9 protein-coding genes are annotated in these 14,229 nt (G+C 42.9%); 3 read left to right on the forward strand and 6 right to left on the reverse strand.

Going from position 1 to position 14,229, the window contains the following annotated elements:
• Positions 1-3: 3 nt before the first annotated feature.
• Entirely contained in the window at positions 4-1,296 is a 1,293-nt protein-coding gene (ftsZ, locus tag VB073_RS03200) for a cell division protein FtsZ (protein ID WP_323402700.1), read from the forward strand.
• 139 nt (positions 1,297-1,435) lie between these two features.
• Complete coding sequence (locus VB073_RS03205) at positions 1,436-1,885, forward strand: GatB/YqeY domain-containing protein (RefSeq protein ID WP_323402701.1); 450 nt, start codon at positions 1,436-1,438, stop codon at positions 1,883-1,885.
• A 24-nt stretch (positions 1,886-1,909) separates the two neighbouring features.
• Here VB073_RS03205 and VB073_RS03210 read toward each other — a convergent pair whose 3' ends face one another.
• The 6 genes from VB073_RS03210 to VB073_RS03235 form a co-directional block, all read right to left on the reverse strand.
• Positions 1,910-2,617, reverse strand: a complete 708-nt coding sequence (locus VB073_RS03210) for a hypothetical protein (protein ID WP_323402702.1) — start codon at positions 2,615-2,617, stop codon at positions 1,910-1,912.
• Between the two features lie 185 nt (positions 2,618-2,802).
• Complete coding sequence (locus VB073_RS03215; RefSeq protein WP_323402703.1) at positions 2,803-4,659, reverse strand: SusD/RagB family nutrient-binding outer membrane lipoprotein; 1,857 nt, start codon at positions 4,657-4,659, stop codon at positions 2,803-2,805.
• An 11-nt stretch (positions 4,660-4,670) separates the two neighbouring features.
• The gene (locus VB073_RS03220) at positions 4,671-8,090 is read right to left on the reverse strand and encodes a SusC/RagA family TonB-linked outer membrane protein (RefSeq protein WP_323402704.1); all 3,420 of its coding nucleotides are present in this window, start codon (positions 8,088-8,090) and stop codon (positions 4,671-4,673) included.
• A 440-nt stretch (positions 8,091-8,530) separates the two neighbouring features.
• Positions 8,531-9,472: a thioredoxin-disulfide reductase gene (gene trxB / locus VB073_RS03225; protein ID WP_323402705.1), complete on the reverse strand. Its 942-nt coding sequence runs from the start codon at positions 9,470-9,472 to the stop codon at positions 8,531-8,533.
• 148 nt (positions 9,473-9,620) lie between these two features.
• The gene (locus tag VB073_RS03230) at positions 9,621-10,265 is read right to left on the reverse strand and encodes a LolA family protein (RefSeq protein WP_323402706.1); all 645 of its coding nucleotides are present in this window, start codon (positions 10,263-10,265) and stop codon (positions 9,621-9,623) included.
• 90 nt (positions 10,266-10,355) lie between these two features.
• Positions 10,356-12,899: a DNA translocase FtsK gene (locus VB073_RS03235; RefSeq protein ID WP_323402707.1), complete on the reverse strand. Its 2,544-nt coding sequence runs from the start codon at positions 12,897-12,899 to the stop codon at positions 10,356-10,358.
• Between the two features lie 678 nt (positions 12,900-13,577).
• On the opposite strand from VB073_RS03235, the gene VB073_RS03240 reads away from it, so the two are divergent.
• Positions 13,578-14,229, forward strand: a 652-nt coding sequence (locus VB073_RS03240) for a metallophosphoesterase (protein ID WP_323402708.1), incomplete at its 3' end; no start/stop codon positions are given.

The following is a 14,229-nucleotide window of genomic DNA, read 5'->3' on the forward strand; positions in this document are numbered from 1 at the left end:
GAGATGGACGACGAATTATTGGATTTTCAGATAGAAAGCCGTACCGATGCCATTATCAAGGTGATCGGCGTGGGCGGTGGTGGTGGTAACGCTGTAAACCACATGTTTCATGAGGGGATACATGATGTCTCTTTCGCCTTGTGTAATACCGATAACCAGGCGTTGATGGAATCGCCGGTACCGGTAAAGGTGCAACTGGGTGGCCAGACCACCGGCGGACTGGGCGCGGGTAATAAACCCGAGATCGCACAGCGGGCAGCCGAAGAGAGCGTCGATTTGATCGAAGATCTCCTGAATGACGGCACACGGATGGTATTCATCACTGCCGGAATGGGTGGAGGGACCGGAACCGGTGCTGCACCCGTGGTAGCCCGTGTGGCGAAAGAGATGGGGGTACTCACCGTGGGTATTGTTACCATCCCTTTTATGTTCGAAGGGCCGAGAAAAATCGTCCAGGCATTGAAAGGGGTGGAGGAGATGTCAAAAAACGTGGATGCATTGCTGGTAATCAATAATGAGCGTCTGCGGGATATCTACAGCGACCTGACTATGCTCAATGCTTTTGCCAAAGCGGATGATACCCTGGCTACTGCTGCCAGGAGCATCGCCGAAATTATCACCGTGCACGGACATGTGAACCTCGACTTCGCCGATGTGAATACTACCCTGAAAGATGGTGGAGTAGCTATTATGAGTAGTGGTTTGGGTAAAGGTGAAGACAGGGTGAACGACGCGATAAGGAATGCGCTGCACTCTCCGTTACTCAATAATAATGATGTATTCAGCGCAAAGAAGATATTGATTAACCTCTCATTTGGTGAGACTCATCCGTTGATGATGGAAGAGATGAATGCATTACACGATTTCATGTCGAAATTCAGCCGTGAGATAGAAGTAATCTGGGGTGCAGCTGTGGAAGGACAATTGGAAGAGGAGGTGAAGGTCACCTTACTCGCTACCGGTTTCTCTATCACCAGCGTGCCGGGGATCCAGGAGCATGAACAGGAGAAAACCCGAGCCGAACAAATACAGCAACAGATTGAGAGGGATGCACAGTTGGAGCAGGAGAAAAAAGACAAGGAACTAATCGAGAAATATTATGGCAAGACAGGACTGAAGACACTGACCAGTGTTAACTACCGGTTAGAACCTTTCGTATTAACGATCGAAGAACTGGATGACGATAAGGTGCTGGAAGCATTGGAAAAGACTCCCGTGTTTAAACGGGAAGCCGACTTCAACCCCCGTATCTTCTCTGCGGATGGACAACAACATCAATCATCATTATTCGATTGATGTTCAATTGTTATTCAATAGTGATTCAGTAGTTATTTGATTGATTTTCGATTGTTGTTCAATAGTAACTCAGTAGTTGTTCGATTGATTAAGGGCAGAGCCGAGTAGTAATAAATTATCACATCAACACATCAAACATATGTCACTGATAGATATAATTACAGAAGAGATAAAGAAAGCCATGCTGGCCAAGGATAAAATACGGCTGGAAGCATTGAGGGCAATTAAAAAAGAATTGCTGGAAGCCAAGACAGCCAAAGGAGCGGCCGATGAGTTGACGGAAGCGGCAACGACAGCCATTCTGCAAAAGATGGTGAAACAACGTAGGGACAGCGCAGAGATCTATACGGCACAAAACAGAGGAGACCTGGCAGAGCCTGAGATCGCCCAAATGGAAGTGATCAAGGAATTTCTACCTGCTCAACTTACACAGGAGGAGTTAGATGCCGCAGTGAAACGTATTATTGAAGAAACAGGAGCTACTTCCATGAAGGATATGGGAAAAGTGATGGGTATTGCCTCTAAACAACTTGTCGGCAAAGCCGAAGGTAGAGAGATTTCAGAAACAGTAAAACGTTTGCTGGCTTAACTGGCAAACGTTTTGTAGTGGAGGTTAGTTTCTCCTGCTGTAGGGTACATACACCTTTTTAAACCGTTTATCCAGTTTGTTACTTCTTTGTACCCTTTTCTCTAATTTCAGTAACTCATTGTCCCTGTTTTTGCTCATTTTAAAATCATCCGTTAGCATGAGGAGGGAGAGAGTCTCTTGGTCGGTAAAATCGATTTTAAAAACCACCGTTTGGTTTTCAACGATGTCATTCTCTGCAACTCTGACCAGAAAATCTTTTCCGGGCGTGTAATCGAAGGAGATAGGATTATATCCCAGCGAAGAAACCGAAATGGAGGTAATTTTTTCACATGGAGTGAAGAATACCTTTCCTTCATTGTCTGTCACTTTACTGCTGATGAGTTTTCCTGATTTATTGCGCGCCTCAACCAGGATACCTTGAAGGGAATATTTATGCAAACTGATTGTTTTAATAATACAGGTATCCTTCCTCGAACCGTTCAATGCCTCGAATTGGGTTCTGTTTCCATTATAATCAGAAGTATGAATAAAAAGGTAATCTCCCGAAAGTTCATATGTTCCTTCTCCGACGTGAGCTGACGAGAGCCCACCGAAACCACTTATACGGAATGTCGCTTTTTCATTCGAGAATGCGATTGAGTCAGCTTCGTTCTTATAAGTCCCATCCAATTGCTGAGCAAAGAGGGATATTCCTGATAGGAGTATGGCTGTAAGTAACAGAATTTTTTTCATGCTTGTTTCATGTATTATTTGAAGAACAAAAATACGATTAATATTCGTGATAAAAAAGAATGAGATGTTAAAAGGATACTTCTGTCAAAAGGTTCGCTTCATTTTATAAATACCCGATAATAAAAAAGGAGAAAAACCTTGCGGTTCTCCTCCTTTCATTATTGTTGAAAAGGGGTAAGTGTTGTTTATGGCTTATCCCACCAAATTCGTCCTTCTGTCTTATCAATGGACGATCCGTAATTAGTATCGGAAGTTAATTCACTTACCGCATCATTGAAATTGATGATATTAGCTGTGTTGGGAGTGGGCAATAATCCTCGTCTTGGTATGAAAAGAGGATCTCCACCTGTCTTAATTTCCTCTAAGAAAGCGACACCACCTTCGGGCTCCGGCTGTGCTTTAAAGGCTGGTAATCCCGTACGTTTCCATGTAGCCCAGGCCTCTTCGGGACGCATAAACAGATTTACCCATTGTTGGGTAATAATTTTTTCCAAAGAGACCGTCTGGAATTCCGGACGTGCCAGATACGCGGTAATTGAAGCTGCAGTGATGGGTGCATAATTATCACTGTTCGAGTTCATAGCAGAAGGAACAGCCATGTTCTCTGCCCATTTCTGATATTGCTCCAAAGAAGCGCGAATACCGTCATGATACCATGCCAGAGCGGTTTTGCCACCCATGGTGTTTCCTGCTTTCAAGGAAATCTCTGCCATCATGAAACAAACCTCGGGGTAGGTAATCAAAGGAGTGAACAATGATATCTTATCTTGTGAGACATCATATAAATCCTGATCTTCTTTCTCCCGAACACCTAACGTATTGTTCACTGTTCCACCATTTTTGACAAAAAAACGACTCTCAATCTGACTGTTATTCCGTACAGTCATAGTCCGCTCAACATTTTTTCCGTCCACAACCTCTATATATGGGATGGTGAAATAGGCGTTGGTCGACCATAAACTATTTGTACTGTCGGGGTTGGCAGCCATACCTATATACCTATCCGTCCATTGGGAGAAATCATTTGCGTAATTCGGATAATACTTCTTTAACAGATCAAAGACCTCATCATTGCTCTTATTATTATTACCGTCACCAAATCCATTTCTCCGTATCAGAATAGGAAGACGCGGATCGTCATATTCTTTGAGGAAATTCACCAAAACACGGGATGCAACGTAGTCTGTTGTCAATCCTTGCATATCATCCGTATTATTATTGTGTTCATTAGGATGATGGTACACTGCCGATTCGGCATGGTTGGAAATGATCCCGCCCGGATGCGACAAGGCTTCATTTATTACTGATGTATAAAAGGCATTGTCAGCCTTTTCAAGACGTTGTGCCATTTTAATTCGCAGCGTATTTCCGAATTTGATCCATTTGGATACATCCCCAGCATAGAAGAAGTCATTTCTCTCCAGATTATATTGATTTTCGGATGAGTTTTGCAATACCGTGATGTTTTCTTTTATTTTTTCATCCAGCACTTTATACATCTCTTTTCCTTCAATATTCTTTTGATAAAGATCGTACCGCGGAGTTTTAATCCCTTCACTGGCAAGCTTCAACCCTTCCATATAAGGAGCCGCTCCATACACATCGAACAATAGCCATGCCTGATACGCTTCCAAAATATTCGCAATTGCTGCTATATCCTGATAACGTTCTTTCTCGGCATTTAACGGAATGACGGTATTCACCAGATAACGCAATTTCAGGCCGATTTGTCCGAAGAAATCGTCGTAGTAAGGTGTGTAAGTCGATGGACGGGAAGTGGCACTTGGGTTTACATAGATGGAGGATGATGCTCCCCCGGAATTTACGATATATTGCATGATTTGCATTATGCCACTGTATTTGTTTGTCAGGTGATGCCGTTGAGAATTATTCCAGTTTTCTGTCGCCCCCGCAAAAGCACTTCTTGGGTCGACATTCCCTAACAATTCGGGATTCGTATTCAGTTCCTGATAGTCATCAAGGCATCCTGAAAAAATGAAAAGTGATACTAACCCTATTAGTATAAACTTGATTTTATTCATAATTTTAGTTTTTAGAATCTTAAAGTAAAGTTGATAGCATAAGTACGAGAGAAGGGAACAGCACCAATATCCATTGGAGTCAACGGGTTGTTATTCGATATGGATGCAGGGTTCAAACCATCAGTCAGTTTGTTTACTAAATATCCCAGGTTCCTGGCTGTTAATCCCACTCTAAAGTAATTTGCCCCAAATTTATCCAAAATAGCTTTGGGAACACGATAACCAACTGTTATTTCGCGTAGTGCAAACCAGGTGTTCTCTTGCAGCCCTAATTCAGCGGGCATTCCCCAGCCATAATTATATACGTAGTATGCACCGGCCGGCATCGGACGAATTCCTTTATCAAGCGCCTCTTTGTATGTTAACCCGCTTACATCGATCCGGGTGGCAGGGTCGCTGGCTAACGGAGCTGTAGCACCTTCTCCAAAGACTCCATCCAGAGGGTATACATCATGTACGGTTTCACCTTTGTAGTTGGTTCTTTGCCAGCCCCCGTTCTCTTTATCCCTTCCATAAAGAGAGGATTGCAGTGTTCCCATAGAAGACGCATATTTGTACGTATTCGAGAAGAAATTTCCGCCTACGCGTCCGTCAATCAGAGCATAGAAGTCGAAATCCTTATATGAAAAAGAGGTGTTGAAGCTTAATAAGAAATCTGCCTCTACTTTACCAATTTCAACCCTGTCGGGTATACCCATGTCGTAGTTAGTGGTATATCCATATACAGGTATACTGTTAGGATTTCCGGCTTGTCCCAGGTAGGTGATAACCGGTTTTCCGTTTCTTGGGTCGTTCGGATCATTTTCATTCTTGAAACGGTAAATGGAAGACCCATAGGGATTGTTGTAAGCAGTAGTTATCACTCCGAATTTGCCACCCTCATAAGCCCATATTTCGGGACCACCATCATATTGTCCCATTAACTGCCACTCTTTTACCTCGTCATGAAGTTTGATGATCTTACCTCTGTTCAGCGAGAAATTGGTTCCTACAGTCCAGCGGTAATCAGCGGTTCTGACCGGGGTACCTTCCAATTGAATTTCAACACCCTGGTTTTGAATATTACCGGCATTAATCAATTGTTTACTGGCTCCGGCTTCTCTAACAGCATCTACTTCCAGGATTTGATTTCTGGTATTTGTTTTATAATACGCAAAATCGATATTGAGCCGCTCATTAAAAAATCTGAAATCTCCACCCAATTCTATGGATTGTTGTACTTCCGGTTTTAAGTCATTGTTCCATGCAGTGCCAAGATTGGGATTAGCAATAATAACACTTTCCCTGTAGGGGTCATACTGTGCACTTTGTGAGAAGACTCCAAACCCTCTGGTAGTTGCATAAGCAGAAGTACCCATACCCACACGTGAAAGAGAAGCTCTTAATTTTCCGTATGAAAACCAATCAGGAACATCAAAAGTATCTGTAAATACCCAGGAAGCGTTGGCCGACGGATAGAAGACGGTGTAGTTATTCATCCCTGTTGTCATATAGGAAGGATAAGTGAGGGTTGATAACCAGTCATTGCGGCCCGTCAATTCAAGGAACACCTGGTCTCTCCATGCAAAATTGAGAATCGCAGACAGACCAAAAGCCTGATTATTTCTTGGTGTGTAATCAAATTCAGGAGTAATTCTGTTTACAGAATTGGAAAAAGAGAATACTCCCGGTGTGATTAATCCTCCGTTTGTTTCTTTTCTCCATGAGTGAGATTCGGTATTGCCATATAGTTCGGCTGCTAAAATTGCATCCATAATAATATTTTCGCCTCCTATACTAAATTCGTTGCTCATCGATTGCAACATTCCGAGGAAGTTGTATGATCCGGAAATATTACCTCCTCTGGCATATGCTCCACTACCGGTCGGCCCGTAATTCGCACCGGTTCCGTAAGATTTCTTCAATGTAGAGATACCGTAGTAATTGTAATTACCTTGAATGCTAGCCATAAGTTTAGGAGTAATTTTCGCTCTCAATGTCAAATTGCTAAGCATAGAATTCTCAGATCTCAAATTCAGATTCAAATCGCGATTGTGTAAATATCCTCTTAAACTTCCCCAGGGACTATCAGTTTCTACCGCTTGGGTTACCGGATCTCTGTATATCGATTCGTAAGCCGCTATATCCATGTTTCTGGGAGTGTGGTAGGTACTCATCATACCCAGGTTTCCATCCCAGTTCCAACCTCCCTGATCAGCACCATTCTGAGCACGGGAGAAAGCGTAATTAACACCCGCTTCCAATGAGAATATTTCATTCAGGTCAGTTAACCCCCTGAAAGAGATAGCATGCCTGTTAAAATTATTTCTTTTAAATACGCCATTATTATCAGTAAATGAATATGATAACCGGAATGAAGAACTTTCTCCTCCACCGTTAATGGCAACGTTGGTTGTACTGTTCAGACCGGATTGATAGAGAGATTTCCAATTATCCGGATGAGGAACAAACGGTGTAGTCTGACCGTGGGGAAGGTACTGATTCACCAGCGAACCATCCATTTTTGGACCAAAACTGATTGCTGTCCTCTGAAGAGAGCCGTCTGCTAAAAAACCACCTTCAAATCCATTACCGGGTGCACCGGCTCCATATACATTTTGTAATGCGATGGGAGATTTGTAGATATCAGTAGTTTCCAGAATCTGGGATATTTCAACTCCAAGGCCTTGTTTGCCATATTTACCTCCTTTGGATTTAATAACTATTGCACCGTTGGCACCACGAGAACCATACAATGCCGTTGCAGCAGCTCCTTTCAATACTGTGACACTCTCATAATCTGCAGGATTTAAATTTTTAAGCTGTGATCCCCAGTCTGTACCGTCGAGGGCGCCCCTTAAAGGTTCCTGAATAATCATTCCGTCAACAACAAAAATAGGAGAGTTGTTCTTATCGATGGATTTTGCTCCACGAATGGTTATTGAAGAGCTGGATGTCACACCCGATGCTCCGGTCAGATTAATATCGAGACCGGCAACTTTTCCCTGCAATGCTGTAATGGGGTTGATGGCATTAATTCTTTCAATTTCAGCCGTTGAAACGCTTGAGGTTGCATAACCTACAGAACGCTGTTGCTTGGTGATACCTAATGCGGTAACGACTACTTCACTAAGTAGCTCAGAGTCCTCTTTCATTACTACATTTATAGTCGTCCGTTGGTTTACCGCTACGACTTCTGTTTTCATACCTACATAGCTGAAAACTAAATTTGCATCCGATGGAACATTAGGGAAGACGTATTTCCCGTCGATATTTGTAATTGTTCCTTGTGATGGATTGTTTTCTACAATAATAGTTGCACCTATTATAGGCTCACCACTGGCATCAGTTACCAGCCCTTGTATGGTAACCGTTTGCGCAGAAACAGAAAAGGTTATCAATCCTAAAAGGAGAGTTAATAACCCTTTAAAACCAAATAATTTTCTTTTCATTCTCTTGTTTTTTTGTTTATAATAGTATTCGTGTTGTGGATAATATGCTATTTCAATCCAAAATAACCGTCGTAGTTGATAACCTAAGAAGAAATTTATTGGAGAAATAACTATATTATATGACTGCGAAGATACATTCTAATTCTGAATGCAGGAGATTCATTTAACATAAATACTATCTATAATGTGGGAGTCTTCAAAGTATTTATCAATATTTACGATTTTTTACCTTGATGGATCCGGCAGATCATATTAATTCAACCCGATTTTAGTATCAGAGAATGGTCGATCTGTCATATTGCTGTGTTTTTATAATATTTTGAAACTATGGTTTGATGATAGTGGATGTGTATAAGAGATGAAATAATCATAATGACAAACAATAAGCCCCGTTTCTTTCGAAACGAGGCTTAGTTATGGGGGATAATGATAAAATGATTTTATAATCCCTTTTCTGTGAGATAACGTTCGGCATCCATGGCAGCTCTACAGCCAGTACCGGCTGCTGTGACTGCTTGCCGGTAGATAGGATCGGCTACGTCACCACAGGCGAAGACCCCTTCAATGTTGGTTTTTGTAGTGGGAGGTTCAGTAATAAGGTAACCTACATTATCCGTTTTGAGAAAATCTTTGAATATGGCGGTGTTGGGTTGATGTCCGATGGCAAGGAAGAATCCGTCAATTGGAATATCATACCGTTCTTCATCCTGTTCTCCCATACGTTTCACTAAATGAACGCCTTCCACTCCGTTCTCACCGTAGAGGCCCACTGCGTTATGCTCGAAAAGTACTTCGATCTTTGGATTGTTCAGCACACGCTCCTGCATGATTTTAGAAGCACGCAGATAGTCCTTACGGACAATCATATATACCTTGTTGGCCAGCCCCGACAGATAAGTGGCTTCTTCACAGGCGGTATCACCTCCACCGACTACAGCCACCACTTTCTTGCGGTAAAAGAAACCATCGCAGGTGGCGCAGGCCGATACGCCTTGTCCGGCATATTTGGTCTCGTCGGGTAAGCCAAGGTACTTGGCGGATGCACCGGTAGAGATAATAACGGTATCTGCTTCGATCACCTGTTCATTGTCAATAATTATTTTAAGCGGACGTACTGAAAAGTCGACAGCGGTAGCTCTTCCGGAACGGACATCTGTACCGAATCTTTGCGCTTGTTTCTTCATATCTTCCATCATCTCCGGACCTGTGATTCCTTCGGGGTATCCGGGGAAATTTTCTACCTCAGTGGTAGTCGTCAATTGTCCTCCAGGTTCCATTCCTTCGTAAAGGATGGGTTCGAGATTTGCCCGTGAAGCATAAATGGCGGCCGTATATCCCGCAGGTCCTGATCCGATGATCAGACATCGTGTATTATTTCTCATATTCTATATTGAATTTTAAAACCTTCTCACTGTTATTGTACCGCGAGAAGGCATATGGATTATTAATTAGTTCAAAGTTACGACTTTTCTTCCATATCCCACATCGATTATTATCATAATCTATCTGTGGTAAACGGAAAATATGGAATTACCTGAGATCCACTATTTCCACACCGGGATGATCGTTTTTCTCGAACCGGAATGTAGTATCAGTGAATTGGTGATTGGTGTTATATCCGGAAATGTCAATCCTGTTCTTCATCCCATCAGCCATAGTGATGATCACCTGTATAATATTACCACTCTCCTTGTCGATGGCAGCAGTGATGGATTTGAAATCTTTATTCTGATTGACGGGAACCATATCAATCAGATGAGTGCTTCTTCCGTTGATTGTCTTGGAGGCAGGTGCTTTCAGTGTAAATCCGTTCTTGTATATCCCAAGTAGCGCTAATGGACTGATGGAGGCGATTTCAGTTGCAGTGGGAGCACTGATATTTACTTCGTTCAGATCCTTCATCAATACCCATTGGGTTTTTCCGTCGAACCATATATCCATGGCTTCCATCTCGAGTTTGAATTTGTCTCCTTTTATGTAGGCTTCGCCCGATTGGGGTTCATAAACTGTTCCCTCCTTGTCAGTCATGATCGCCTTGAATAACAAACGGATCCCATTGGAGGTTTCGTATGTGGCGTATGCCTTGTCTAACAATACCTTGGCTTCGTTTGAACTTTGGGCGAATGTATACCCTGATAGGAGAAAAATCAATGTTATCGATGTGATCGTCTTCATTTTGTTTTTTGGTTTGTTTGTAGGATTGGACTGCAAAAACAGGAATTAGTTTATTTTGAGGATGTATTCCTGCTAATAGTAAATTGGATATTACCGCAATGAATTCAATAATTTCTCCAAAGAATATTCATCGGCAATGAATACTTCCCTCGGTTTGCTACCCTGTACGGCACCTACTATCCCTGCAGCTTCCAGTTGGTCCATCAATCTGCCTGCACGGTTATAGCCAATGGAGAACTTTCGCTGGATAAGCGAAGTCGATCCTTGCTGGTGCACCACAATAAGGCGGGCGGCCTCGTCGAAGAGGGGATCTTTATCACTCAGGTCTGCTGAGCCGGGTCCGATATCCGTGCTATCGGAAATCACTTCCGGAAGCGGGAAGGCAAAGTCGTATCCCTGCTGTTTCCCGATGTATTGGGAGATATCTTCCACTTCGGGTGTGTCCACGAAAGCACACTGGATACGGATCAGGTTACTACCCTGAGAGAAGAGCATATCTCCCCGTCCGATAAGCTGGTTGGCCCCACTCATGTCGAGGATGGTACGGGAGTCGATCTGGGATGTAACCCGGAAAGCCATTCTGGCAGGGAAGTTGGCTTTGATGGTACCAGTGATAATATTGGTGGTGGGGCGCTGGGTAGCGATTACCATATGGATTCCCACGGCGCGCGCTTTTTGTGCAATACGGGCAATAGGCATCTCGATCTCTTTACCGGCGGTCATGATTAAATCGCCGAACTCATCGATCACTACCACGATATAGGGCATATACCGGTGTCCTTTCTCCGGGTTCAGCCGACGTTTGATAAATTTCTCGTTATATTCTTTAATCGTACGGACATGGGCTTTCATCAGCAACTCATAGCGGTCGTCCATCTCCTTGGTGAGGGAGTTCAGCGTCTGAGTTACTTTGGTGATATCGGTGATGATCGCTTTCTCTTCATCCGGCAGTTTAGCCAGATAATGCTTCTCAATAGCGGAATAGATATTGAATTCCACCATCTTGGGATCAACCAGCACCATCTTCATTTCCGATGGATGTTTTTTGTATAAAAGGGAGGTGATGATAGCGTTCAAGCCGACCGATTTCCCTTGCCCGGTAGCACCGGCCACTAACAAGTGAGGCATCTTGGTGAGGTCGAACATAAAGACCTCGTTGGTGATGGTCTTCCCCAATGCCACAGGTAGTTCAAAATCACACTCCTGGAACTTCTTGGAACTGATCACCGATTGCATTGAAACGATCTGTGGGTCCTTATTGGGAACCTCAATTCCGATAGTACCTTTTCCGGGCATCGGAGCAATAATACGGATACCCAGTGCGGAAAGGCTGAGGGCGATATCATCTTCCAGATTCCTGATCTTGGAAATACGGACTCCCGCTTGAGGTACAATCTCGTAAAGGGTGATAGTAGGGCCTACGGTTGCTTTTATTGAGGTGATCTCGATACCGTAGTTGCGTAGCGTATGAATGATCTTCTCCTTATTTTCATTCTGTTCGTCCATATCCACAGCCCTGTCACCGGTATTGTAGACCTTTAACAGGTTCATAGTGGGAAATCTGAAGGAGGAGAGGTCTTTCCGAGGATTATAGTCTTCCTGCAACTCCGGGGTTAATTCCGGTAGTATCTCCGTTTCTCCTTTTCTGGTTTCTTCCGGATGGGGTGAGTGGATGGCAGTCTCATCATCTTCCGGGACAATTACCTCGAAATCATTCTCTACCGGCACTTGTTTCTTTATAACAGGTGGTTTCGGAGTTGTGATGGCAGGCTCTTTGATATTGTGGAGTGGGTATGCAGTTACCGGAGTCTCCTTTTGCCCCATCAGATCTGTTTCTTCATCTTGTTCCTGTTCATTCTCCCGTGCCCTGACCGGCTTTATTTTTTTCAGAAAGGCAAAAAACCGTTTGAAAAGACCCGGTTTATATTCCTTTTCCGATTCATCATCATTTTCTTCTTCCGAATCGTCAGGAATATCGTTCTGCGGAGTGAATGCCGAAGTGCCATTGATCAATGTCTCCTGTATCTTATACATCGAACTTTTACGAAGTGTTACTACAATAATAGTAATGAACAGTAAGATCAGTAATATGACTCCGGGCCATCCGATGCTGCTCTCCAGCATCTGTTCAATCTGGAGACCGTGTGCACCACCCCATTTCACATGAGTATCAGGGAAAAGTTTATCCAGAATGAAGGCACTTGAAACAGAGCCGGCGACAAGACCGAATGCGGTGATGAAGAGAGCTTTCAGGAATGAGAACTTCCATACATTCATTATGCGTAGTCCGATATAGATCAGGAAGATAGGGATAAGCGCTGAAAACAGTCCAAACCAGTCGTTTACAAGTATCTCTGCAATGTAAGCACCACCTGCACCTGTCCAGTTATCTATCTCTGATGTGCCTGAACGTACTACCTCCAAATATGTTTTATTGATTACTTTGCTTTGATCGGCCGCACCGGTAAAGAAGAATGATACAATGGCTAACAGCATGAAAATACCCATGAAAGCCACAATAACCCCCCCGATGAAATGTACCCGTTCATTCTTCAAAAAGGAGATGACCCTCTTTTTGTGTCCTTGTTTTGGTTTTTGTCTTGGTCTCTGTCTTTTTTTCTTTCTTTTGGCCATATAGGATTTATTTCCTGAACTGTTTGTAGCAGTTATAATCAACATAAACGCTTTGAAAAAACGTTACGACAAAAGTATAAAAAATTTCGCAGATATTAGAAGAATACGGACGAACAAAGTAAGTATTTGATAAATAAGTTAGTTAGGTGTTGTTCCGTTATATTCTTCCAGTATGCGAAAAAGAAGGATAAAGCGGAGTTAAGTGAAAGTTCTACTACTTATCCGTTGCCTTTTTGGACTGCCAAACCGCAGGATAACACCGGAAACAATCTCTTAAATACAGCCTACACTAGGAAAAAGTCATTTATCCGCCACAATCAACCGACAGTTAGATGATTACATCTTAACACCCAAACAATTTTTTAATGATTGTGAATTATCAATATCTGATTTCTTTGAATAATCTGAAAAATATATTTATTGATTTTCATTAATTTCTAAAAAAAGTGCTAACTTTGAAAGTCTGCTTTAACACTGAAAACCCAGCCACTAACAAGCGGTTTGGCGTCAGGCGGACGAAAGTGGATTTTGGAAGTTTTTCCACCCGCACGGGTATCCGTTTCGGTTAACAGAGTTGTGCCCGCCAACCGCCCCAACGCCGGGCCGCCGACCGTTGGCTGTCATGCGAGTGCAGAGGTGCTTTAAATGGGAAAATTTATTAACTTTTAATATATAAGTATGAATAAAAAAAGCTATTTCCTATTTTCATTAGTTACTTTAGTCTTTATTATGCTGTCCTGTGAGGATAACGAAGAAACAACTATTGCCACAAATCCTTTCGATATTATTAGCGAGAGCAGTAACGATGCTCGGGATAAAATTGTCGTAATTAGTGATTTACATTTAGGTAACGACTTATCCTACTCCGAAACGGTAGCGCATCTGGACAGGATAGAACAGCTTCTAATTGAAGTAAGAACGTCAGCCACAATCAAAGAACTCATCCTTAATGGCGATATACTCGATGAGTGGTATGTCCCTACACGGGTAGATACTTATGGCGATGGCACACAAGCCGATTTTGTCAGAAAAACAGTAGCGGCAAACCAGAGCATTTTTGATGTTCTGAACGGAATCATCGCAGATGGTAAAATAAAAGTTACTTACATTCCGGGCAATCATGATATGGGACTTAAAGCGGAGCATATTGACATCGCGATGCCGGGAGTAAACCAGGCGCGCGATTCGCAAGAAAAGTATGGTGTAGGAACCTATCATCCCGACGGTTATCCTCAAATTGCCATAGAGCATGGTCACCGGTATGATTTTTTCAATGCAATCACACCCAATGCAAACGAAAGTGAAGCTCCCGGCGCAACCATACCTCCGG

Origin of the sequence: Proteiniphilum sp. (assembly GCF_034927365.1) — a bacterium.
Classification (GTDB): domain Bacteria; phylum Bacteroidota; class Bacteroidia; order Bacteroidales; family Dysgonomonadaceae; genus Proteiniphilum.

Bases quoted from the DNA above. Each gene is read 5' to 3' on its own strand.
- VB073_RS03215 (WP_323402703.1), bottom strand. From the start codon at position 4,659: ATGAATAAAATCAAGTTTATACTAATAGGGTTAGTATCACTTTTCATT.
- trxB (WP_323402705.1), bottom strand. From the start codon at position 9,472: ATGAGAAATAATACACGATGTCTGATCATCGGATCAGGACCTGCGGGA.
- VB073_RS03230 (WP_323402706.1), bottom strand. From the start codon at position 10,265: ATGAAGACGATCACATCGATAACATTGATTTTTCTCCTATCAGGGTAT.
- VB073_RS03205 (WP_323402701.1), top strand. From the start codon at position 1,436: ATGTCACTGATAGATATAATTACAGAAGAGATAAAGAAAGCCATGCTG.
- VB073_RS03210 (WP_323402702.1), bottom strand. From the start codon at position 2,617: ATGAAAAAAATTCTGTTACTTACAGCCATACTCCTATCAGGAATATCC.
- VB073_RS03235 (WP_323402707.1), bottom strand. From the start codon at position 12,899: ATGGCCAAAAGAAAGAAAAAAAGACAGAGACCAAGACAAAAACCAAAA.
- ftsZ (WP_323402700.1), top strand. From the start codon at position 4: ATGGACGACGAATTATTGGATTTTCAGATAGAAAGCCGTACCGATGCC.
- VB073_RS03220 (WP_323402704.1), bottom strand. From the start codon at position 8,090: ATGAAAAGAAAATTATTTGGTTTTAAAGGGTTATTAACTCTCCTTTTA.